This is a genomic window from Dactylosporangium sp. CA-092794 (assembly GCF_050948465.1).
Classification (GTDB): domain Bacteria; phylum Actinomycetota; class Actinomycetes; order Mycobacteriales; family Micromonosporaceae; genus Dactylosporangium.
The window spans coordinates 8,735,366-8,757,670 of record NZ_CP192044.1; the positions used below are offsets into that span (position 1 = coordinate 8,735,366).

At 74.0% G+C, this 22,305-nt stretch carries 20 protein-coding genes and 1 pseudogene; 15 read left to right on the plus strand and 6 right to left on the minus strand.

Annotation, left to right across the window (positions count from 1 at the left end):
- Nucleotides 1-59: 59 nt before the first annotated feature.
- Nucleotides 60-1,109, minus strand: a complete 1,050-nt coding sequence (locus ACQPXD_RS37550) for a DMT family transporter (protein ID WP_432826570.1) — start codon at nucleotides 1,107-1,109, stop codon at nucleotides 60-62.
- Between ACQPXD_RS37550 and ACQPXD_RS37555 the strand changes: the two genes are divergently transcribed.
- Nucleotides 1,108-2,511: a PLP-dependent aminotransferase family protein gene (locus tag ACQPXD_RS37555; protein ID WP_432826572.1), complete on the plus strand. Its 1,404-nt coding sequence runs from the start codon at nucleotides 1,108-1,110 to the stop codon at nucleotides 2,509-2,511. The genes ACQPXD_RS37550 and ACQPXD_RS37555 overlap by 2 nt on opposite strands.
- Here ACQPXD_RS37555 and ACQPXD_RS37560 read toward each other — a convergent pair.
- Nucleotides 2,503-2,883 (minus strand): STAS domain-containing protein, encoded by a 381-nt coding sequence (locus tag ACQPXD_RS37560; protein WP_432826574.1) that lies wholly within the window; start codon nucleotides 2,881-2,883, stop codon nucleotides 2,503-2,505. The two genes, ACQPXD_RS37555 and ACQPXD_RS37560, sit on opposite strands and share 9 nt — an antisense overlap.
- Before the next feature lie 123 nt (nucleotides 2,884-3,006).
- Here ACQPXD_RS37560 and ACQPXD_RS37565 point away from each other — a divergent pair, with 123 nt between their 5' ends.
- The 4 genes from ACQPXD_RS37565 to ACQPXD_RS37580 all read left to right on the plus strand — a co-directional run bounded on the left by ACQPXD_RS37565 (nucleotide 3,007) and on the right by ACQPXD_RS37580 (nucleotide 8,252).
- The gene (locus tag ACQPXD_RS37565; protein ID WP_432826576.1) at nucleotides 3,007-3,996 is read left to right on the plus strand and encodes a hypothetical protein; all 990 of its coding nucleotides are present in this window, start codon (nucleotides 3,007-3,009) and stop codon (nucleotides 3,994-3,996) included.
- Nucleotides 3,997-4,010: 14 nt separating this feature from the next.
- A complete protein-coding gene (locus tag ACQPXD_RS37570) occupies nucleotides 4,011-4,433 on the plus strand; it encodes a DUF1003 domain-containing protein (protein ID WP_432826578.1) in 423 nt (140 codons plus the stop codon).
- 153 nt (nucleotides 4,434-4,586) lie between these two features.
- Complete coding sequence (locus ACQPXD_RS37575) at nucleotides 4,587-6,230, plus strand: hypothetical protein (protein ID WP_432826580.1); 1,644 nt, start codon at nucleotides 4,587-4,589, stop codon at nucleotides 6,228-6,230.
- Nucleotides 6,231-6,353: 123 nt separating this feature from the next.
- Nucleotides 6,354-8,252: a glycoside hydrolase family 5 protein gene (locus ACQPXD_RS37580; RefSeq protein WP_432826582.1), complete on the plus strand. Its 1,899-nt coding sequence runs from the start codon at nucleotides 6,354-6,356 to the stop codon at nucleotides 8,250-8,252.
- A 473-nt stretch (nucleotides 8,253-8,725) separates the two neighbouring features.
- Here the strand turns inward: ACQPXD_RS37580 and ACQPXD_RS37585 are convergent.
- From ACQPXD_RS37585 to ACQPXD_RS37595, 3 genes and pseudogenes are all read right to left on the minus strand, one after another.
- Nucleotides 8,726-9,349: pseudogene (locus tag ACQPXD_RS37585) on the minus strand (cation transporter); the annotation flags it as partial.
- Nucleotides 9,350-9,488: 139 nt separating this feature from the next.
- Entirely contained in the window at nucleotides 9,489-9,854 is a 366-nt protein-coding gene (locus tag ACQPXD_RS37590) for an ArsR/SmtB family transcription factor (protein WP_432844094.1), read from the minus strand.
- A 24-nt stretch (nucleotides 9,855-9,878) separates the two neighbouring features.
- On the minus strand, nucleotides 9,879-10,193 hold the full coding sequence (locus ACQPXD_RS37595; protein WP_432826584.1) for a hypothetical protein: 315 nt from the start codon (nucleotides 10,191-10,193) through the stop codon (nucleotides 9,879-9,881).
- Between the two features lie 82 nt (nucleotides 10,194-10,275).
- Between ACQPXD_RS37595 and ACQPXD_RS37600 the strand changes: the two genes are divergently transcribed.
- From ACQPXD_RS37600 to ACQPXD_RS37610, 3 genes are all read left to right on the plus strand, one after another.
- A complete protein-coding gene (locus ACQPXD_RS37600; RefSeq protein ID WP_432826586.1) occupies nucleotides 10,276-11,310 on the plus strand; it encodes a helix-turn-helix domain-containing protein in 1,035 nt (344 codons plus the stop codon).
- A 146-nt stretch (nucleotides 11,311-11,456) separates the two neighbouring features.
- Nucleotides 11,457-11,759 (plus strand): hypothetical protein, encoded by a 303-nt coding sequence (locus tag ACQPXD_RS37605; RefSeq protein ID WP_432826588.1) that lies wholly within the window; start codon nucleotides 11,457-11,459, stop codon nucleotides 11,757-11,759.
- A 165-nt stretch (nucleotides 11,760-11,924) separates the two neighbouring features.
- Nucleotides 11,925-12,785, plus strand: a complete 861-nt coding sequence (locus ACQPXD_RS37610; protein WP_432826590.1) for an LLM class flavin-dependent oxidoreductase — start codon at nucleotides 11,925-11,927, stop codon at nucleotides 12,783-12,785.
- 27 nt (nucleotides 12,786-12,812) lie between these two features.
- Here the strand turns inward: ACQPXD_RS37610 and ACQPXD_RS37615 are convergent, their stop codons facing one another.
- Nucleotides 12,813-13,139: a hypothetical protein gene (locus ACQPXD_RS37615; RefSeq protein WP_432826592.1), complete on the minus strand. Its 327-nt coding sequence runs from the start codon at nucleotides 13,137-13,139 to the stop codon at nucleotides 12,813-12,815.
- A gap of 151 nt (nucleotides 13,140-13,290) precedes the next feature.
- On the opposite strand from ACQPXD_RS37615, the gene ACQPXD_RS37620 reads away from it, so the two are divergent.
- The 7 genes from ACQPXD_RS37620 to ACQPXD_RS37650 all read left to right on the plus strand — a co-directional run bounded on the left by ACQPXD_RS37620 (nucleotide 13,291) and on the right by ACQPXD_RS37650 (nucleotide 21,942).
- Nucleotides 13,291-14,490 carry a cytochrome P450 gene (locus ACQPXD_RS37620; protein ID WP_432826594.1) on the plus strand — a complete coding sequence of 400 codons (1,200 nt, stop codon included), beginning with the start codon at nucleotides 13,291-13,293 and terminating at the stop codon, nucleotides 14,488-14,490.
- Between the two features lie 80 nt (nucleotides 14,491-14,570).
- The gene (locus ACQPXD_RS37625; protein ID WP_432826596.1) at nucleotides 14,571-15,953 is read left to right on the plus strand and encodes an AAA family ATPase; all 1,383 of its coding nucleotides are present in this window, start codon (nucleotides 14,571-14,573) and stop codon (nucleotides 15,951-15,953) included.
- A 1,045-nt stretch (nucleotides 15,954-16,998) separates the two neighbouring features.
- The gene (locus ACQPXD_RS37630) at nucleotides 16,999-18,564 is read left to right on the plus strand and encodes a DUF1996 domain-containing protein (RefSeq protein ID WP_432826598.1); all 1,566 of its coding nucleotides are present in this window, start codon (nucleotides 16,999-17,001) and stop codon (nucleotides 18,562-18,564) included.
- An 88-nt stretch (nucleotides 18,565-18,652) separates the two neighbouring features.
- Nucleotides 18,653-19,276 carry a hypothetical protein gene (locus tag ACQPXD_RS37635; protein ID WP_432826600.1) on the plus strand — a complete coding sequence of 208 codons (624 nt, stop codon included), beginning with the start codon at nucleotides 18,653-18,655 and terminating at the stop codon, nucleotides 19,274-19,276.
- Nucleotides 19,277-19,365: 89 nt separating this feature from the next.
- Nucleotides 19,366-20,586, plus strand: a complete 1,221-nt coding sequence (locus ACQPXD_RS37640) for a sensor histidine kinase (protein ID WP_432826602.1) — start codon at nucleotides 19,366-19,368, stop codon at nucleotides 20,584-20,586.
- Between the two features lie 4 nt (nucleotides 20,587-20,590).
- Nucleotides 20,591-21,244 carry a response regulator gene (locus ACQPXD_RS37645; protein ID WP_432826604.1) on the plus strand — a complete coding sequence of 218 codons (654 nt, stop codon included), beginning with the start codon at nucleotides 20,591-20,593 and terminating at the stop codon, nucleotides 21,242-21,244.
- Between the two features lie 68 nt (nucleotides 21,245-21,312).
- Nucleotides 21,313-21,942, plus strand: coding sequence for an alpha-ketoglutarate-dependent dioxygenase AlkB (locus tag ACQPXD_RS37650; RefSeq protein ID WP_432826606.1), 630 nt, complete (start codon nucleotides 21,313-21,315; stop codon nucleotides 21,940-21,942).
- The last annotated feature ends 363 nt before the right edge of the window (nucleotides 21,943-22,305 follow it).

Here is a 22,305-nt window from a genome sequence, read left to right on the forward strand (position 1 = left end):
AGCGCTGGGAATCCCGGCTCGCCCGGGGCGGCGGCGTGGACCCGCCACCCGGGACAGCGTCACAGACCACCCGCCCGCGGACTCGGCACGGACGCGCCACCCGGGGACAGCGGCGCGGGGGCGCCGCCCGGGGCAGCCGCACGAACCACCGGCCGCGGACTCGGCGCGGGCGCGCCGGCCGGGGGCAGTGGCGCGGGGGCGCCGCTCGGGGTCGCGCGCAGGCGCTGGGTGGCGGCGACGCACAGCAGGACCGCGACCGCCGCGACCGCGGCCCGCGGCGGGACGGGCTCGTGCAGCAGCAGGGCCGACCAGCACAGGGTCAGCACCGGCTGGGCCAGCTGCACCTGGCCGACGCGGGCGACGCCGCCGCGGGCCAGCCCGGCGTACCACGCGAAGAACCCGAGGAACATCGACACCACCGTGAGGTAGCCCAGGCCGGCCCAGGCGGCCGCCGGCGTCGTGGCGTGCGGCGGGTGGTGCAGCGCCGACAGCGCCGTGACCGGGATCGTCACCGGCAGGGCCAGCACGAGGGCCCAGCAGATCGTGCGCGCGCCGCCCAGCTCGCGGGACAGGGCGCCGCCCTCGGCGTACCCCAGGCCACAACAACCGATCGCGGCGAGCAGGAAAAGGTCCGCCGGTCCCGCGGCGCCGGAGACCGCGCCGCCGAGGACCAGGAAGGCCAGCACGGCGAGCAGGCCGGCCGCGCCCGCGAACCAGAAGGCGGGGGCCGGGCGCTCGCGGGCGCGCAGGACGGCGAAGCCGGCGGTGACGGCGGGCAGCAGGGCGATGACGACGGCGCCGTGCGCGGCGGTGCTGGTCTGCAGCGCGAGCGAGGTGAACAGCGGGAAGCCGGCCACCACGCCGAACGCGACGATCGCGAGGCGGCGCCACTGGGCCGGGGTCGGGCGCGGGGCGCGGACGAGCGCGAGGTAGGCCACGGCGAGCAGGCCGGCGCCGACCGCCCGGCCGAACGCGACGAGCCACGGGTCGAGGTCCGCCACGGCCACCCGCGTCGCGGGCAGGGACATGCTGAAGCCGAGCACCCCGAGCGCGCCCAGGGCCGCCCCCGTTATCGCCCCGTGGCGAGTAACGTTATCCTTGTCTCTCATGAGTGACGATAACGCAGCGGCACGCGTTATCCAAGATCTGCGTTCGCTGGCGGCCCGGTCGGGCGCGGGGGCGCGGCTGCCGACCGTGCGTGAGCTCACCGCGCGGCACCACGCGTCGCCGATCACGGTGAGCCGCGCGATCCGGGCGCTGGCCGCGGAGGGGCTGCTCGACACGCAGCCCGGCCGCGGCACCTATGTCGCCGCCTCCGCGCGCGACGCCGGCCCGGCCGACCTGTCGTGGCAGTCGATCGCGCTGGGGCCGCGGCCGGCCGGCGAGGACGCGCTGGCGACCCTGCTCGCCCTGCCGCGCCCGGGCGCGATCGTGTTGTCCAGCGGGTACCTCGACGCCGACCTCCAGCCGGCCGCCGCCCTCGGCGCCGCGCTCGCCCGGGCGGCCCGCCATCCGGCGAGCTGGGGGCGCGGGCCCGTCGAGGGCCGGGAGGACCTGCGCGCGTGGTTCGCCCGTACCGCCGGCGGATCGATGCGCGCCGAGGACCTCGTCATCTGTCCGGGCGGGCAGTCCGCGCTGTCCACCGCGTTCCGCGCGCTCGCCGCGCCCGGGGACGCGGTGCTGGTGGAGTCGCCGACGTACCTGGGCGCGCTGGCCGCGGCGCGCGCGGCCGGGCTGCGGGTGGTGCCGGTGCCGGCGGACCGCGACGGGGTGCGGCCCGACCTGCTGGCCGCGGCGCTGCGCCGCACGGGCGCCCGGCTGTTCTACTGCCAGCCGCTGTTCGCCAACCCGCACGGCGCGACGCTCGCCCCGGCCCGCCGGGCCGCGGTGCTGGCGGAGATCCGCGCCGCGGGCGCCTTCCTGCTGGAGGACGACTACGCCCGGGACCTGGCCATCGACGGCGATCCCCCGCCGCCGCTGGTCGCCGACGACCCGGGCGGGCACGTGGTGTACCTCCGCTCACTGACGAAATCCGCCGCCCCGGGACTGCGCGTGGCCGCGATCGGCGCCCGCGGCCCGGCCGGTGCACGGCTGCGCTCGGCGCGCGTGCTGGACGACTTCTTCGTCGCCGGTCCCCTGCAGCAGGCGGCGCTGGACTTCGTCACCTCGCCGGCCTGGCCGCGCCATCTGCGCACGCTGCGCGCCGAGCTACGGGCCCGCCGCGACGCGCTCCTGGACGCCATCCGCCGTCACCTGCCGGATGTCATTGCGCCGTTGGTACCGCGCGGAGGCCTCCACGCCTGGCTCCGCCTCCCCGACGGCATGGACGACGTGGCGGCGACCACCGCCGCGGCCGCGCACGACGTCGTGGTGTTCCCGGGCCGGCCGTGGTACGCCGCCGAGCCCGACGCCCCGCACCTGCGGCTGACCTTCGCCGCGGCGCCGCCGGACCGGCTGGACGAGGGGGTGCGCCGGCTGGCCCGGGCGCTCGACCGGTCCGCCTCAGGCTGACTTCGGCGGCGCCCAGCCGCTGCCGCCGTCGGGGGTGGCCAGGATGTCGAGCAGGCCGAGCAGGCTCAGCACGCGCCGCACGCCCGGGCTCGGGTTGGTGATCCATAGGTCGCTGCCGCTGGTGAGGGCGTGCGCCCGCGCGGCGACGAGCTTGCCGATGCCGGTCGAGTCGATGAACGTGACGAGCCCGAGGTCGACCTCGACCGCTTTGGCCCGCACGTCGTCGACGGCCCGGACGAGCACGCTGCGCAGCTGCGCGACGTTCTCCACGGTCACCTCCCCGGCGACCCGGACGCGGATGCCTTGCCCCGGCAGGGGATCCACGGTGATGTGCAACTCGGGAAACACGGCGAAGCGATCGGCGGGACTCATGCTGGCTCACCTTCCACAATCCGAGCCGCTCTCACGATACGGGCATTCGCGAGCCACGTCACCTGGAGGCGATCGATCGCCGTCACATCAGTAGGCTGCTGGTCTTCGGCGGCAGGAGTGGACATGGTGACGGAACCGTTGGCGCTGCCGCCGTGCGGGCCCGGCGGCCCCGACCCGGAAGCGATCGCGGCCTCGATCGGCGCGTGGGTGACCTCGCCCGCGCTGGCGGAGCTGGTCGCCCGCTTCGGCGGTACGGTGCCGGGCACCCCGGTCGCCGATGCGCTGGAGCACGTGGCCGAGTTCTCCCGGGTGTGGGACTTCCGCGGCGGGGTCAGGGAGCGCTTCGACACCGAGCGCATCGACTACGGCGGCGAGCTGGACGCGCGGCTGCGGGCCCTGATCCACGCGCTGGGCCTGAGCGGCAGCCACCGCCCCGCGCACGACCGGTACGACCACGTCGTGGTCCTCGGCGGCGGCATCCGGGTCACGCTGGGCCGCACCGAGTACGCCGCCCGCCTCCTCACCGAGGGGCTCGCCGCGCGCGCGGTCACCGGCCTGGGCAGCCTGCGCCGGCGCGACGACCGCGAGCACCGCGAGGCGCTGCGGCTGGGCCTCGACCCGGTGGAGACCGAGGCCGACATGATGACGGCCGGCCTGCGCCGCGCCCTGGACCTGCCGGAGCCGGCCGCCGTCCGCGGCGGCGACGACTGGTGGCACCGAAGCTGGCCCGCGCCGCGCCCCAGCACGGCGGAGGTCCACGTGCTGGCCGCCGCGTCGACCCGCCCGCCGCTGCGCGCGAACACGGCCGACACCCTGCTGGGCTGGGCCGAGCACGTCCACACGCCGGTCCCGGGCGAGCGCCTGCTGTTCGTCACCAACGATCCCTACGTGCTGCACCAGCACTGCGACGTGATCCGGCTGGTGGGCGCCCGCTACGGCTGCGGGGTCGAGACGATCGGCTTCGACGAGGCCACGATGCGGGCCTGGGGCCGCCCGCTGAGCACCACGGAGCTGCTGCAGGAGGTACGTTCCGCGCTGCTGGCCATGCGCAACCTCCACGCCGCGCTCTACCTTGACGACCGTAACGACGTTCGCACCGCGCGACGTCCCTGATCGAGGAGCCGGTCATGACGAGCCCCCAGCCCCACCACCCTGTCGTCGCCGAGCACATGGAGCAGCGGGCGGCCAGCCTGCAGCTGCGGATCGCCGACGCGATCACGGCGTTCGCCGGGTCGATGTGGTTCGTGTACGTCCACATCGTGCTGTTCGCGGTCTGGATGCTGTTCGCCGAGCGCAACCCGTGGCCGACGCTGACCCTGGTCGTGTCGCTGGAGGCGATCTTCCTGTCCACGTTCGTGATGATCGGGCAGAACCGGCAGGCCGCGTTCCAGCAGGCCAAGGCCGATCACGACTTCACCGAGCAGGAGCTGGAGCTCAAGACCAACACCGAGCTGACCCGCGCCATCCACGTGCTCACCACGGAGCTGCACCGGCGCCTGATCGAGGAGGCCGGACCGCAGGCCACCCCATCCGGCGCCACCTCCCGGTGACCCGCCGCCTGCCCGCGCGCCGCCACCACAACCCCGAGCCACCGCGGGCGTGAGGTGCCGGGAAATGGGTGATTTTCCGGATTAAATGGGCTATGTCCCCTAATCTCGGGCGAATGCGCCTGAGTACGGCGCCTCAACGGGGGAAAACAGCTCATGATCGATCCATCTCGGCCGGCCCGCGTCCGCGGGCCGCTGGCCGGTCTCCTGGCGGCGGGCGCGGTCGCCCTCGCCGCCGCGGCCGGCGCGCAGCCCGCCGGAGCCGCACCGGCCAAGCCGGAGAACGCCGTGCCGTCGACGCTCACCGCCAAGTTCAGCCCGGAGATGATCGCGCCCGGGGGCGCCTCCGACCTTGGGCTGACGCTGCACGACGACACGGACGACGACTCCACCGGCCTCGGGTACACCTTCACGCTGCCCGACGGCGTCACACTGGTCGGCACCGGGACCGCCCGCTACGACAACACGTGCTCCGGCACCGTCGACGTGGCCGGGAGCGGCGGAGCCACCACGGTCACGCTCGCCGGCGGCTCCGTCTACGCCCACGAAGACTGCATGCTGACCCTGCACGTCACGTCCTCGATCTCCGGCGACTACGCCGTCTCCGAGTCCTCGTTCTCCGCACTGACCGACAACGCCTCCGCCACCGGCGCGTCGGCCACGCTGACCGTCGACAAGCTGCCCGGCCTGCTGCCGTACTTCGACGACCCGAGCGTCGACGTGCCCGGCTCCACGTGGCTGACCCTGCGGCTGACCCGCCGCGACGACGACACCTCCTGGTCGGTGCCGGACATCAGCTACACCGCCACGCTGCCCACCGGCCTGAAGATCGGCACCGGCACCATCCCGAGCGGCATCGGGTACTGCCCAGGCGTCGAGGCCACCGAGGGCGGCACCACCGTGGCGGTCGCCGGCGCGAACCTGCCCGATCCCGGCGACTCGTGCCGGGTCCGGGTGCCGATCTCGGTCACGACCGGCGGCACCTGGCAGGCCGCGGACTTCACGCTCGACGTCACCGCCGGCGTCGCCGAACTGGACACCACCGCCGACGTCAGCTGCGCCACGATGGACTGCGGCAGCCGTACCCTGACCGCCGTCCTGCCCACGCCCGCGGCGCCGGTGCTCACCGGCGGGGTGTCGTCGCTCACCGCGACCTGGCAGGCGCCGACCGGCGTCACGGGCATCATCGGGTACCGCGTCGTCGCCCAGCCGGGCCCGGCCACCTGCACGACGACCGGCGCGCTGACCTGCGTGCTCGGCGCGACCGCCGGCCAGACCTACACGGTCACGGTGATCACCCGCACGGCCGGCGCCGACTCGGCCGCCAGCCCGAACTCCAACGAGGCGATCGCGACCGCGCCGGTGGCCCCGCCCGAACCGCCCGCCACCGACCTGACCCTGACCACCGACAAGGGCGACATCAACCGGGCCGAACCGGGCCAGAACATCGTGGTCATCGGCACCGGCTTCGCCGCCCACTCGACGGTGACGATCAACCTGTACTCCAGCCCGATCCAGCTCGGCACCGTGGTCACCGACGGCAACGGCAACTTCGCCAAGCCGGTCACCATCCCGGCCGACCTGGCCACCGGGCTGCACACCGCGATCGCCCAGGGCGTGGCCCCCGACGGCACGCCGCGGGCGATGAAGCTCGCCATCACGGTCACGCCCCGCGCGGCCTCGATCCTGCCGGTCACCGGCCCCGCCGTCTCCGGCCTGCTCACCCTGGCCCTGGTCCTGCTGGCGGCCGGCGCCGGCCTGGTGCTGCTGGGCCGCACCCGCGGCCCGGTCGCCGCCTGAGTCACGCTCGCGGCCCCGGCTCCGTTCGCGACGCGGACGGATCCGGGGCCTCATGCCTAGCGCAGCCCGAAAGTTCGCCATAACATACACGATCATTGATTGATGTCGTGAGAGGCGGCAGCCGTGGCGCGCTCGGTGCTGGGGTCCTTCGTTGTTGCGGCGGTCGTTGTGGCGCTGGTGCCGCTCGTGTCGGCCGACCGGGCCGAGGGCGGGGAGCGGGCGGCTGCGGCCGCGGCGGCGGACTGGACGGCGCCGCTGAGCACCCGCGGGCGGTACATCGTGGATGCCAACGGGCAGCGGTTCAAGCTCAAGGCCGGCAACTGGCACGGCGCGAGCGGTACCTGGAACGGCTCGGGCGATCCGGAGGTGGACGCCAACCATCACGCCGGGGAGAACTCCGGACGGATGCCGCTCGGGCTCGACCGCGTGCCGCTGGCGCAGATCGTGGCGCAGTTCCGGGCGATCGGCATCAACAGCATCCGGCTGCAGTTCTCCAACGAGATGGTGCACGACCAGCGGCCGGTGTCCGACGCCGCGGTGGCCGCCAACCCCGGGCTGCGGGGGCTGACGCCGTTGCAGGTGTACGACGCCGTGGTCGCCGCGCTGACCGGCGCCGGGCTCGCGGTGATCCTCAACAACCACACCAACACCACGCGCTGGTGCTGCGGCGTGGACGGCAACGAGCGCTGGAATGCCAGCCAGTCCACGCAGACGTGGGAGGAAGACTGGCTCTTCATGGTTCGGCGGTACCATGCCAATCCGCGCGTGGTCGGCGCCGACCTCTACAACGAGGTGCGCCGCTCGGTGTGGGACGACCCGAACTGGGGCCTCGGCGACAACCACGACTGGTATGCCGCCGCCCAGCACGTCGGCGACCGCATCCTGCAGGAGGCCAACCCCGACCTGCTCATCATCGTCGAGGGCATCAACTGGACCGGCATCCCGGTCGACGGGTTCGCGCACGGGCGCCCGACGCTGGAGCCGGTGCGGGACCTGTCGCCGACCCTGGTCCGCTCCGGCAAGCTGGTCTTCTCGGCCCACTTCTACGACTACACCGGCCCGCACCACAGCGGGGCGACCGGCATCGGCGAGACCAGCGACCCGCGCTACCGCGACCTGAGCCGCGACGAGCTGTACTCCGTGCTCAACCAGGAGGCGTTCTACGTCGCCGCGCAGAGCGCCCAGCACTTCACCGCGCCGCTGTGGATCAGCGAGTTCGGCATCGGGCGGTTCACCGACGCCGGCCCGTCGCGGACCTGGTTCGAGAACTTCGTGGACTACCTGGTCGCCAACGACACCGATTTCGCCTATTGGCCGCTCGTCGGCTGGCAGGACAACGGCACCGGCAACGGCTGGGCGCTGCTGAGCTGGGACCGCGCGGGCAACCTGATGGGCATCGACGACGGCGGCGACTGGCGCTCCGCGGCGTGGCACCGCCTGGTGGACGCCCCCGGGCGGACCGGTTATGTGGATCCGGTACCACGCTGGTCGATGCTCAGCCCGGACCACGGCGACTTCATCGCGTCGCTGCGCATGCGGGCCGTGCCGGACTGGGACTCCGGCGCCCGCAAGGCGGCCTGCCCCGACGGCCAGCGGCTCATCGGCCTGGCCCACGACGGCAACCGCGGCCTGTGCACCGACGCCGGCGCCGGCGACCTGTGGCCGTCGGGCGCCGGCTACCAGGTGGTCACCGACGAGCGGTACGTCAGCCCGGACTGGGCCGGCGGCTACACCAAGCTGCAGTGCCCGGCCGGCGCGTTCCTGATCGGCTACGCCGTGCGCGGCGCCGCCGTGTCCAGCGCCCTGTGCGCCGCGTCCGGCACCACCTTCCCAGCCGGCGGCCGGACCGTGTGGTTCGACCGCGGCGACAACCGCCCGTCGGACGGCCACGGCGGCGACTTCGCCTACGGCCACTACAAGGGCCAGTGCGGCGACAACGAGTACACGGCGGGCATTGCCTTCACCCGCCGGATCGGCTCCAACGGTTCACCCGCCGCCCTGTACTGCCGCCCGCTGCGCTGACCACCGTTCGCCGCCCGGCGAGATCGGCCCCGGTCGCACCTTCGCCGGTGCGCCAAGCCGGGCGGACCTCCGCTTCCGCACCGCACCTCCCAACCACCACCCCGCGCCATTGCCGCGTCCCCACCACCCCGCGCCATTGCCGCGTCCCCACCACCCCGCGCCATTGCCGCGTCCCCACCACCCCGCGCCAGCGCTGCGTCGCCACCACCTCGCGCCTTCGCTGCGTCCCCACCGCCTTCGCCCCGCGCCTTCGCCGCGGCCGCCCGCCAGCGGCGGCTGGCGGAGGCGCTTCAGCACTGGAGCCGCACACCGCAGTCGCAGCCGGAGGCGGCCCGCAGCGCCAGCAGGCGCAGACGCTCAAGCGCTGGCTGGTCGGCCGCACTCGGCGCAGTCGCAGCCGGTCCCGGAGGCCGCGGCGCGGCGGGCGGTGCGGCCTGTACCTGGGTACCGGTTGCAAGCCCGGCTCAACCGCAGCAGTCGTCGCACTGCTCACCGCGCCACGCCTCGACCCCTTCGCGCACCGCGACGGCGGCGATGACCAGGGCCGCGGCCGGGTCGGCCCACCACCAACCGAGGACGGCGTCCAGCGCCAGACCGGCCAGTACCGTTGCCGACAAATAGGTGCACAACATGGTCTGCACGCTGTCGGCCACCACGGTCACCGACCCGAGCTCCCGGCCGGTGCGCCGTTTCGCCCACACCAGCAGCGGCATGACGACGACCGATGCGGCAGCGGTACCGATCCCGAGCGGCGATGTCGCGGGATGCTCACCGCCGGCCAGGGACCGGATCGCCTCCACGGCGACCCAGGCGGCCAGGGCGAAGAACGAGACCGCGATGCCGCGCAGCGCCAGCCGCTCCCGCGCCTGCGGCACCTGGGCGTGGAACTGCCAGATCACCACCAGCGCGCTGAACACCTCGACGAACGAGTCCAGCCCGAACCCGAGCAGCGCCGTCGACCCCGCCGCGGCCCCGGCCGCCACCGCGAGCAGACCTTCCACCAGGTTGTAGCCGGCGGTGGCGTACGCCAGACGCAGGCTGCGCCGGTTCAGCACCCGCCGCCGCTCGGCGGTCAGCACGGCCACCGGCGTGCTCATACGGTTCGCTCCCGCCCGGCAGCGCTGCGGACCGAATACGGGCCCACGGCGCCATCGGTCAGCTCATGCGGTGCACTCCCGCCCAGCGATGCCGCGGACCGAATATATGCCCGGGGCGCCGCCGGTCGGCACGGCCGCCTCATGCGGTGCACTCCCGCTCGGTATTGCCGTAGACCGGGCACAGGTCCACGGCGTTGCCGGTCGCCGCGAGCAGCCGCTCGGCCGCGTCGAGCAGGGTCAGCAGCTCCGGCTGGGCGAGCCGGTAGAGCATCTGCCGGCCGACCGCCCGGCCCTCCACCAGGCCGCAGTCGCGCAGGCACGCCACGTGCGCCGACACCGTCGACTGCGCCAGGCCGAGGGTGCGGGTGAGGTCGACGACGCGGCGCTCACCACCCGCCAGCTCGTGCACGATTGTCAGCCGCGTCTCGTCGCCCAGGCTGCGGAACAGCGCCACCGCCGGCGACAGCTCCGCCCGGCGTGCGGGATCGCGCTCACCCATTGTCATCGTCACCAGGCGATGATAAGCCCGTCAGGCCGGCAGCGGGATACTTTCGACGAACCGGACCTGCTCCGACTCCACGATCGCGGCGAGCTCCGCGACCACCTTGGGCCCTTCGGTCCGCTGCCGCATCCCTTCGAAGGCCCGCGCGACGTGCCCCTGGTCGTCGATCTCCCACAGGTTCCACGTCTCGTACAGCGGACCGACCCGGGTGACCAGGCTGTGCCGCAGCCTGACGCCCTGGCTCTCGAAGAGGGTCCGCAGGTCGGGCAGGATCGCCGTGTAACGCTCGAGGTACTGGTGGCCGTACCGCAGCCGCAGCTGCGCGAGGAGGAAATGGGTCACGCCGACGACCGTATCGGCGGCCCCGGCCCGCGCGGGTATCCTCGCGTCCAAGATCCTTGACCGATCGTCCGCGAGGTGGCCGATGCAGCGCTGGGTCCGGCTCGAGGCGCGAGGTTCGTGGCGCGTCCGCGTCGCACTGCGCTCGAGCGCCTGGATCGCCATGGTCACGACGGGAACCGTTTCCCTGACCACGCGCGCCGGCGGCACGACGACAACCCTGTCCACCGGCGACTGTTTCATCGCCCGCGGCAGCGAGGACTTCGTGATCGCCGACTCCCCCGGGCGCAGTGCGACCAGCGGCGCTCCGGGGTTCGGTATGGCCAGCGGCACCCCGGGACTCGGCATGGCCAGCGGCACCCCGGGACTCGGCATGGCCAGCGGCACCCCGGGACTCGGCATGGCCGGCGGCGCCCCGGGACTCGGCGTGGCCGGCGGCGCGGTCGGGTGCGCCGAGGTGTCCGGCGGCACCCTGAGCTTCGGCGCGGGACAACCCGGCCGGCCGGCGGCAATGACGGCGGTCCGCGCCTCCTTCCAGGCCGTCCCCGGCGCGGCGGTCACGGGCGCGCTGCCGCCGCTGCTCCGGCTCGACACCGACCGCGCTGCGGCGGAGGCGCTGCGGGCCACGTTCGGACTGATCGAACGCGAGCGGGCCCACTCCGACGCGGCCACCGACCTGATGGCGACCCGGCTCGCCGACGTGCTGACCGTGCAGGCGATGCGGGCCCTGTCCGCCACGGCCGCGCCGGGCTCCACCGACCCGCTCCGGCTGCTGCGCGACCCGCGGCTGGTCCGCGCGGTGCGCGCGATGCACGACGACCTCGCCCGCCCGTGGACCGTGGCGTCGCTGGCCCGCGAGGCGACAATGTCCCGCTCGGGCTTCGCCGCGGCGTTCCGGACGGCGGCGGGCGAGAGCCCGCTCGGCTACCTGGCCCACTGGCGGGTATGCCGCGCCAAACGCCTGCTCCGGGAGACCTCACTCGGCGTCGCCGAAATCGCCGGGCTGGTCGGCTACGAGTCGGCCTCGGCCCTGAGCCGCGCCTTCAGCCGGCGCGAGGGCATCGCCCCCAGCACCTGGCGCAACCTGGCCGGTTCGTGCCTGCGTCAAAGTGGGCGGTGATGGCGGACCGCTCTGAGGTTCGGGCGCGTCGAGATCGACAACGAGCAAGGTCTCCGGTCGCTGGTGAACGGCCCCCGGCGGCGCTTTCTTTCCACGATCATGCCGAGGAGCGTCCCGAATGGCGGGATCTCCATGATCGTGGAGTGATGATGTACCAGGAGCGGCACTATCACTCCGCGATCATGAGGATCCCAGCCAGTGGACGCTTCCGGTGCATGATCACGGAAGCAAAACGCCGCACCGCCTACACGCCGCACCGCCTACACGCCGCCCGCCCGCACGCCGCACCACCCGCACGCCGCACCACCCGCACGTCGCACCGGCCGCAGGGGCCACCAGCGCCGCGCGCGGCGGGCGGGGCCGCTGGGGTCGCGCCGCTCTGGATCGACGGGGTTGAGCCGGCCCACGAAACCGCGGTGCACATCGCCGCGATCAACGAATGGCTGTGACCGACCTTGATACAGGCCCCAACCCTGCCCGCCACGAACTCGACGCCACTACCGACCGAACGTCACCGCCGACCCGAACCCGCCGACCCGAACCCGCCGACCCGAACCCGGCGACCCGGCGACCGGCGCCATTGCTGAGCCGGTGACCGGGCTTACCGTGGTCCGGTGCGAATCGGTATCACGCTGCCGATGTCCGAATCGGACGGACCGGGTCGGATGCCCGGCTGGACCGATGTGCGGGCGCTGGCCCTCCACGCGGAATCAACGGGCGTGGATTCGGTCTGGATCTGCGACCACTTCCTGAGCGAACCCGAAGGGCGGCCGCCCGAGGGCGTGCTGGAAGCCTGGACCGTCCTCTCGGCGCTGGCCGCGGCCACCCGGCGGGTGACGGTCGGCACGCTGGTCACCTGCGGTACGTTCCGGTCTCCGGCGCTGCTGGCCAAAATGGCGGCGACCGCCGACGGGATCAGCGGCGGACGGCTCGTGCTCGGGCTCGGCGCCGGATCCCCCGGGCTGGAGCACGGGATGTACGGTCTGCCGGACGGCGACCGCCTGGCCCGCTTCGAGGAGACCCTGCGGATCGTCGGCGGCCTGTTGCGGGGTGGCGAACCGGTGACCACCTCCGGGGGATTTCACCGGCTGCGCGACGCAGCGCTGCTACCACCGCCGGACCGACCGATTCCGCTGCTGGTCGCCGGCGGCGGCCCGCGCCTGCTGCGGCTGGCCGCCCGGTACGCCGAGGCCTGGAACACCGCCTGGTACGGCACGCCGGACGACCGGTTGCGCGACCGCCTCGCCGCGATGGCGCGGGCCCTGGCGGACGAGGGCCGCGAGCCGGGTTCGCTCCGCGTAACGGTCGGCATGTCCGCCGCCGAGCCGGACCATTCGGACCCGAATCGGTTCGCCCGGCTCATCGACGACTACGCCGCCCTGGGCATCGACGAGCTCATCGTCGCGCTGGAGCCGCGGACCGAACGGTCGGTGGACCACCTGGTCCGCGCGCTCACCCTCCGCGGAGGCGGTTGACGCCCGTCCGGATGCAGGAAACCGGCGCTAACGGACGACGCGGCACACCAGCGCGTCGGAGGTGCCGCGGAAGGCGCTCATCACCACGTCGGTGGTGAGGTACTTGCACGCGAGGTACGGATCGCCGGACCCGACATACTGCTGCGGCGAGGGCGAACCGGAGTAGCAGCGCAGCCCGGCGCTCTCGTAGAAGCCGATCCAGGCCGCCGGGTACCGCGAATGGCAATAATCGCCGATCGACAGCGGACCGAAAGTGACGTCCGCGACCGCGGCGTGGGCGGGCGTGGCGATCGCGAGCGCTGCGGCGCCGGCCAGCGTCGTGCCGGCGGCGAGGGTCAGCAGGCGTCGAAACACGGATGAACCTCCACGGACGAGTTGGGGTTGGCGCCAATTATCAATAAGGAATCTTTCCTTATCAATGGATGGGCTCCCAGGGCATCCGGGTTTGCTGCCGGGCCGGCCGGGTAGGCCCGGGTGCCGGAACGATCTGCGGAGGTGTACCGCGATGCCGACCCCCACCCTCACCGAACTGCACGCCTGGCTGGAACGGTCGCGACGGCAGGGCTCGGTGCAGTACCACCAAGGTGAACACAGCTGCTCGGTGCTGGGGCATCCTGAAGCCGTCGCCGTGCTGGCCGATCCTGCCACCTACTCCTCGGATCTGGGTGACCTGCGGCCCCGGCAGGAGGACCTGGACCTGTTCGAGCGCGGCAACTTCGTGCGGATGGACCCGCCCCGGCACGACACCCTGCGCCGCCTGGTCGGCCAGGCGTTCACGCCCCGGGTGGTGGCGGGGCTGGAGCCGCGCATCGCCGAGGTCGCGACCGGGCTGCTGGACGAGGTGGCGGGCGAGCGCCGGTTCGACCTCATCGAGGACCTCGCCTATCCGCTGCCGGTCATCGTGATCGCCGAGTTGCTCGGCATCCCGGCGACGGACCGGCCGCTGTTCCGCACCTGGGCCGACCGCCTGTTCGAGCGCTCCGACGCGGGTCCGGACGAGTCGCTCGCGCGGCTGACGAGCCCGGAGCGGATGGAGGCGGCGGCACCGGCGGTACGCGAGATGAACGGCTATCTGCTGGAACACATCCGGGCCCGCCGGTCCGCCCCGCGCGAGGACCTGATCAGCCGGCTCGTGCTCGCCGAGGCCGACGGCGAACGCCTGGTCGACGAGGAGATCGTCGGATTCGCCGGGGTACTGCTGCTCGCTGGGCACGTCACCACGACCGCCACCCTCGGCAACACGGTGCTGTGCCTCGACGCGCACCCCGGCGCCGCGGCGGAGGTGCGGGCCGAACCGCCACTGCTGCCCACGGCGATCGAGGAGGTGATTCGGTTGTACACCCCGTTCCCGCGACTGGTCCGCCGGACGACGACCGACACCACCGCCGGCGGGACCGCCGTGCCGGCCGGCGCGATCGTCATGATCTGGCTGGCGGCGGCCAACCGTGACGGGCGCGTGTTCACCGATCCCGACCGGTTCGACCCGCACCGGTCGCCGAACCCGCACCTCGGCTTCGGTCACGGCCTGCACTTCTGCCTCGGGGCGCCGCTGGCCCGCCTGGAGGCGCGGGTCGCCATGGAGTTGCTGCTGCGACGGTACTCCGAGATCGCCGTCGAATCCGCAGAGTACCGCAACCCATGGGTGATGGTCAGCCCCACCCGGCTCCCCGTCACCGTCAGTGAAAGCCGCGCGACCGTCAGCTGATAGTCACAAACCAATCCCCCACTGCCCCGACAACTTCGCCATCATGGATGCACACGCGCCGGCGAACATCGGGGGATGCAGTGGACGAGCGCACGGAGGCCTTTCTTTCGGCGTACCAGGTATTTCTGGACGAGGTCGTCAACGAACATCGGCAACGGCAGACGGCGGACGAGTCGTCGCTCAATGCGGTGCTGCGCCGGCACCTGGGCGCCGACCCGCTCGGGCTGGCCGTGGTCACCGACGACGTCAGGCCCCAGCTGACCGCCGACCTCGACGTCGCGCTGAGCGAGGTCCAGCGGCGCTCGGAGCACCACGAGGTGATCGGCATCGGCGGCGGGGAGCAGCGCCGCCAGCAGTCGCTGAGCGAGATCCTCAACCACGCCGGGCGCTTCGGCCAGTTCCCCGTCGCCGCGGTCGACTACACCACCATCGCCACCGGCCCGGACACCACCCGCCAGGCGGTCTCCTTCGGGCTGCGCCTGTTCACCCACGGCGGGGCTCCGGTGGCGGTGCTGCAGCGCTCGCCGGAGCCGCGAATCGGCCAGATGCTCGCGCGGATGGAGGTCGTCACCCCGGCTGAGGGCATCGCGGCCGACCTGATCGCCACCGTGCACGCCCTCATGCTGAGCCATTCGGTGCTGCGCGGACAGGTGCTGTCGCTGGGCGGCTCCGCCTACGCGCGCAGCAACGGCGAGGTCACCTTCCACCGGCGACCGGCCGTGCGCGAGGAGGAGATCGTCCTGCCCGCCGGCGTGCTGGACCGGGTCCGCCGCCACATCACCGGCATCGCCGAGCACCGCGACCGGCTGCGCGCCGCCGGCCAGCACCTCAAGCGCGGCCTGCTGCTCTACGGCCCGCCCGGCACCGGCAAGACCCACACGGTGCGTTACCTGCTCAACGCGCTGCCCGAGCTCACCGTGCTGCTGCTGGCCGGCCCGGCCATCGTTCACGTCGCGGAGGCCGCCCGGATGGCCCGCGCCCTGCAGCCCGCACTGGTCGTGCTGGAGGACTGCGACCTGGTCGCCGAGGACCGCGACCGGCACGGCGGCCCCCAGCCGCTGCTCTTCACGGTCCTGGAGACCCTCGACGGCCTCGGCGACGACGCCGACGTCGCCTTCCTGCTCACCACCAACCGGGTCAGTGTGCTCGAGCCCGCCCTCGCCCAGCGCCCCGGCCGCGTCGACCTGGCCGTCGAGATCCCGCTCCCCGACACCGACGCCCGCCGCCGTCTCGTGCGCCTCTACGCCCGCGACCTGCCGTTCACCGCAGCCGCCCTGGACCGCGCCGCCGACCGATCCGCCGGCGTCACCGCCTCCTTCGCCAAGGAACTCCTCCGCCGCGCCGTCCTGATCGCCGCCGACGCCGGCCACACCCCCACCGACGCCGACCTCGACCAAGCCTTGGACGAGATGCTGTCCCAAGCCGAATCCGTGACCCGCTCCCTCCTCGGCACCGCCCCTTAGCCCCTCCGCCACCACCGCCCACCCCACCCCGCCGCACCCCACCGCCGCCGACCACGCCGCGCGCCGCCCCACCCCGCCGCCTCACCGACCACGCCGCCGGCCGCACCGCGCCGCCTACGCCGCCCCGCCACCCCGCACCACCGGCCGCACCGCCGCCCCGGCCGCACCGCCGCCCCGCCCTGCCCCGCACCGCCGCCCCGCCCTGCCCCGCGCGGCCGCAGACCACGCCCCGCGCCGCCCCGCCCCATCGACCACGCCGGCGGCCGCACCGCACCGCCGCTGCCCGCCCGACACCGCCCCGCCGCGCCGCCCGCCGCCCCACCGCGCCGCACGCCGCCGCGCCGCCCCACCACCCGACCGCGCCGCTCGCCGCCGCCGCACCGCGCCGCTCGGCGCCGCCCCACCGCGCCGCCCCACCGCGCCGCCCGCCGCCGCCCCACCGCGCCGCCCGCCGCCGCCCCACCGCGCCGCCCGCCGCCGCCCCACCGCGCCGCCCGCCGCCGCCCCACCGCGCCGCCCGCCGCACCCGCGCCGTCCCACGGGCCGCGCCGCCGACCACGCCTCCCTGCGACCGGTGCACCGCCGCCCATCGCCCGCCGCCGTGCTGGGCGCTCTGCCACGCCCGCCTGCGGCGCGGCCGGCCGTTGCCGCCTCGCCATCCGCCGGCATTGCCCGCCGTGCGGAGCGCAGCGACCAGAAGTCTCCGCGATCATGCCGCATTCGCATCGACACCAAGGGTTTTTCATGATCGTGGAGTGTTGATGTACACCTGTGTACCTTAAGTCTCCGGGATCATGAGAAACCCGGGCTGCGACCACCGCGAGCATCATGATCCCGGAGAGTTTCGGCCGCCCCGGCCGACCCGATCGGATGTTTCGCCCGGCGAGTGACGGCTGCGCTGCCGCGCCGGGCGAAGTGGTGGCCGTTGCCTGCCGTCGGGCCGGGCTTTCGGGCATGAATCGGCGCGAAAACCCAGGCGTTGGGTCCTGCGCTGGGCCTTTGGGCCCAAGCCGGGGGCGCGGGCCGCCGCTAGCGTCCGGTTTGCGTGAAGCGTTCGATCAACCAAACGGGAGCATTGATGACCCTGTCCCTCCGACGCCTGCCGCGGTCGCGGCTGTTCATGCTGGCCGGCATCACGGTCGCGCTCGTTGGCTTCCTCGGCTGGTTCGCCACCGGCGCGCTGCGTACGGCCCGCGCCGACGAGAAGCCGCTGTCCCAGGGCAAGCCGGCGACCGCCTCGTCCGAAGAGGGGCGGGCCTTCCCGGCCTCGGCCGCGGTCGACGGCGACACCGGCACCCGGTGGTCGAGCGCGTTCGCCGACCCGCAATGGATCCAGGTCGACCTCGGCGCCCCGACCGCCGTCAGCCGGGTGGTGCTGAACTGGGAACGCGCCTACGCCACGGCGTACCAGATCCAGCTCTCGGCGGACGGCACCTCATGGACGCCGGTGTACTCCACCACCACCTCCACCGGCGGCAAGCAGACGCTCGCGGTGACCGGCCAGGGCCGCTACGTGCGGCTCTACGGCACGGCCCGGTCCTCCGGCTACGGCTACTCGCTGTGGGAGTTCCAGGTGTTCGGGGCGTCCTCGGCGCCGGCGACCGCGACGGTGAATCCGCCCGCGCCGCCGGCCAGCGCGTCGGCTTCCGCGAGCGCGGGAGCGGGAGCGGGCCCGTCGTCGGCCGCGCCGGGCACGACGAACGCCGCCGGGTACATCATGGCGCCGAACCCGGTGACCAACGTCAAGCCATCACACGAGGTACCCCCGAATAAAGGCGGTTTCCACGAGTTCCAGGCCAACTGTTCGGTCAGCCGGTCCAACGTCGGGGACGACCCGATCGTCTTCCCGAACCTGCCGGGCGCCTCGCACTCGCACACGTTCATGGGCAACACCACCACGAACGCGGCCTCGACGATCGACTCGCTGAGCAAGGGGCAGACCACCTGCAAGGCCAAGGGTGACCTGTCCGCCTACTGGATGCCGACGCTGTACAACGGCGACACCGCGGTCAACCCGGAGGGCCTGCAGGTCATCTACTACAAGACCGGCGTGACCGACTACCGCAGCGTGCGGGCGTTCCCGAAGGGTCTGCGGTTCGTCGTCGGCGACGCGAAGAACACCGACGCGGACAAGTTCCTCGCCGCGACCGAGAAGGGCTTCGAGTGCGGGGACAGCTACGAGAACAAGAACATCCCGCTGACCTGCCCGACCGACCGTAGCGTCAAGCTCAACATCCGCTACCAGGCGCCGAGTTGCTGGGACGGGCTGCACCTGGACTCGCCCAACCACCAGAGCCACATGGCCTACCCGATCGACAGCCACACCGCCGCGGGCATGGTGTGCCCGGACGACCACCCGGTCGCCGTGCCGAAGCTCGAGTTCAAGATGGCCTGGCCGGTCAACGGTGACATGTCGAAGGTGCACTTCGCCAGCGGCGCCGGCCCGACGTTCCACTATGACTTCATCAACGACTGGGACGACCGGACCCTGACCGCGATGATCAACGGGTGCATCGTGGCGGCCCGGCAGTGCGACCCCCAGGGGCACGACGGTCGCGACGACCAGCAGCCCGCGCCGTACGTCCTCAACAACGACTACGTCCTGCCCTAACGGTCAGGCGCCGCCGCCCCGGGTTCCTGCGGAGCCGGGGCGGCGGCGCCGTTTCGCCGTGCAGTATTCTCGGCGCGGTGGAGGGCCAGTGACTGACGGCAGCCTGCCCGACCTGTTGCGCGGCCGGGTCGGCCCGCCGCCGCGTCGCCGGTCGCGCCAGTGGATCGGGCTGACCGTGGTGGCCATCGGCATGGCGGCCGCGACCGTCGCGGTGCCGCCGCTGATCGCCCCGCGGGGCGGGAAGACCGACACCGCCGCCCCGCCGGCCGGCCCCGCGTCGCCGCCGCAATCCGTGTCGCCGTCTCCGCCGGCCGCGAGCCCGAGCGCTCCGCCGCGGTTCGCCCCGATCAGCATCCAGGCCGAGGACCCCGGCAACCGCCTGTCCGGCGGCGCTTCGGCCGTCGCCTGCGCCACCTGCCGGGGCGGCCACCGGGTCCGCTACCTGTGCGCCACCTGCGCGCTGCTCGTGCGCACCACCCTGCCCGTCGCCGGACAGCGCACGGTGACGGTGTACTACGAGGTCGACGGCCCGCGCTCGATCAAGATCAGCATCAACGGCGGACCGGCCCGCGGCTGGCCGGTGACCGGCCCCGACTGGACGACGCCGCAAGCCTTCCACTTCACCGTCGAGCTGCCCGCCGGCGAGCTGCAGCTGCGGTTCTACAACGACGACTCGCCCGCACCGGACCTCGACGAGGTGGTCGTCTCCTGAATTAGCCGACCTTGAGCCCCGGCTCAAATTCCGATTAAGCCGCGTGCCCGGACTTCGCCGCCGCCCGGGCGCCCAGTAGCGTTCGTCCGGTGGTGGGTACCGACCGCGAAATCGCTGCGGCGGCGTTGGGCCGGGCCGTCCTCATAGGCCGCGCGGTGGCCACGATGACCGCGGCGGCGGCCGGATTGCTGCTGGTCGACGACCGGTGGCGAGTGGTCGCCGTGCTCGTCCTGGTGGCCGTGGCCACCGCCGTGCAACTGGGCGCGCTGGCCCGGTGGCCGGCCCTGGTCGGCCGGCCGGTGATCGCGGTCGTCGCCGATTTTCTGGTCATTTTCGCGGTACTCGCCATCAGCCGCGGCAGCATCGCCTACTTCTGCTTCGCCGCCGGGGCCGGCGCGCTGGCCGGGGTCCTGCTCGGCATGCGGGCACTGCCGGTGTGGGCGGCCCACGCGGCGCTGAGCTTCACCGTGATCGCCCAGGTGCTGCACCGCACCGAGCCGCCCGCCGAGATCACCGCGTTCGTGGTCGCTTTCCCGATGGCGGGCGCGCTGGCCGGCATCGGCGCGTCGATGGCCACCGCCGCGCTGACCCGCTACCTCGAGCTCTCCACCCGCCTGGTCGCCTCCGCCCAGCGCTCGGCCGCCGCCTCCGAACGGGCCCGGCTGGCCCGGGAGCTGCACGACTCGGTCACCAAGACGCTGCGCGGCGTGTCGCTGGCCGCGCTGGCGCTGCCCTCGTCGCTGCGCCGCCAGCCCGCCTTGGCCGAGCATCTGGCGGGTACCGTCGCCGCCGGGGCCACGGCGGCCGCCCGGCAGGCCCGGGAACTGCTGGAGGAGATGCGGCTCGACGTGCCCGACCGTGACCTGGCCACGAGCGTCGAGCAGCTGTGCACGACCTGGAGCGCGGCGACCGGCACCCCGGTGCGGACCGTGCTGGCCGCGGTCGACCCGCCGATCACGGTGGGGTACGAGCTGACCAGCATCCTGCGCGAGGCGCTGGCCAACGTCGCCCGTCACTCCTACGCCCGGCGGGTCCTGGTGCGGCTGGCGCCGATCGGCCCGGGCGTGCTGCTGGAGATCGCCGACGACGGCGTCGGGTTCGCCGTACCGCGGGACCTGTCCGGGCTGCAGTCGGCCGGCCACTTCGGCATCGTCGGCATGGCCGAGCGGGCCCGCACGGTGGGCGGCGAGCTGTCCATCGACTCGGCGCCGGACGCCGGCACGACCATCACGGTGCGCGTGCCACTGCCGGCCCGTGACGAGCCGCCGCGCCGGGCCGGCGCCCACCGTTCCGCCGTCGGCGCGCGGTGAAGCGGTGAACCGGTACCCCCCGACCGGAGTCCTCGTCGTCGACGACAACCCGATCGTGCGGGCCGCGCTGCACGGCATCCTCGACGGCGACGACGAGCTGCGGGTGGTGGCCGAGGCCGCCAACGGCCAGGAGGCGCTCGCCGCGGCCCGGCGGCTGCGCCCGGAGGTCACCCTGCTCGACCACCGGATGCCGATCGCCGACGGGCTGTCGGTCATCGGCCTGCTCGCGCAGTACTCCTCCGTGCTCGTGCTGACCAGCGACGACGACGCGGAGCTGATCTCCGGCATGCTGCGCCAGGGCGCGCGGGGGTACCTCGTGCACGGCCAGTTCGAGCCGCCCGAGCTGCTGCGCGCGGTGCGCGAGGTGGCCGGCGGCCGCGGCTGGCTCTCCCCGATCGCCGCGTCCGTGGCCGCCTCGATGGTGCGCGACCAGCTCGCCCGCGAGCGGGTGCAGCAGCACGCCCGCACCCGCTTCGGCCTCACCGACCGGGAGGAGGACGTGATGATCCTGCTGTGCCAGGGCCTGTCCAACGCCTCGATCGCCCGGCGGCTGCTGCTCACCGAGAAGACGGTGAAGAACCACCTCAACCACGTGTTCGCCAAGCTGCAGGTGACCAGCCGCACGGAGGCCGTCGTCCGCTGGACCGCCGTAACCTAACCACCACCCTCCGCCACAATCGGCGATTCCCTCGTACGCCTGTTCTAACCCGCGCTACACTTCAACCCATGATTGACCTCGCCTACCAGCCGTCGATGTTCGACGTCGCGGGCCCCTCCCTGGGGTCGCTCACCGGCCAGGTGACCCGCCACCACCTGAGCCGCGGCGCCTGGGTCGACCACCTGCCCGGCTGGGTGCTGGGCTCCGACGCGATCCTCGACACCCTGCTGCACGAGGTCGAGTGGCGCGCCGAGCGCCGCAAGATGTATGACGACGTGGTCGACGTGCCGCGCCTCCTGCGGTGGTATGGCGCCGACGAGACCCTCCCCCACCCACTGCTCACCGAGGCCCGCCGCCGCCTGACCGCCTACTACGTGGAGGAGCTCGGCGAGCCCTTCATGACCGCCGGCATGTGCCTCTACCGCGACGGCCGCGACAGCGTCGCCTGGCACGGCGACACGATCGGCCGCGGCGCCCGCTTCGACACGATGGTCGCCATCGTGTCCTTCGGCTCCCCCCGCTCCTTGCTGCTCCGCCCCCGCGGCGGCGGCGACAGCATCCGCTTCCCCCTCGGCCACGGCGACCTGATCGTGATGGGCGGCTCCTGCCAGCGCACCTGGGAGCACGCGATCCCGAAGACAGCCCGCCCCGTTGGCCCGCGCGTGAGCGTCCAATTCCGCCCATCCGGCGTCGCCTAACCCGCGCCCAAGCCCGGGGGGCCGGGGCCGGGGCCCGGGGGGCCGGGGCCGAGGGCCGGGGGGCCGGGGCCGAGGGCCGGGGGGCCGGGGCCGAGGGCCGGGGGGCCGGGGCCGAGGGCCGGGGGGCCGGGGCCGAGGGCCGGGGGGCCGGGGCCGGGGGGGCCGGGGCCGGGGGGGCCGGGGGGCCGGGGCCGGGGGGCCGGGGGGCCGGGGGGGCCGGGGGGCCGGGGCCAGGGAGCCAGGGAGCCAGGGAGCCAGAAAGCAAGTGGGCCGAGCCGGAGGCGAAGGTGGGACTGGGGCCGAGGGCCGAGCCAGCGGCCGGGTCGAGCTAGGGCGGAGGCTGGGGCTGGGCCGCGCCGGGGC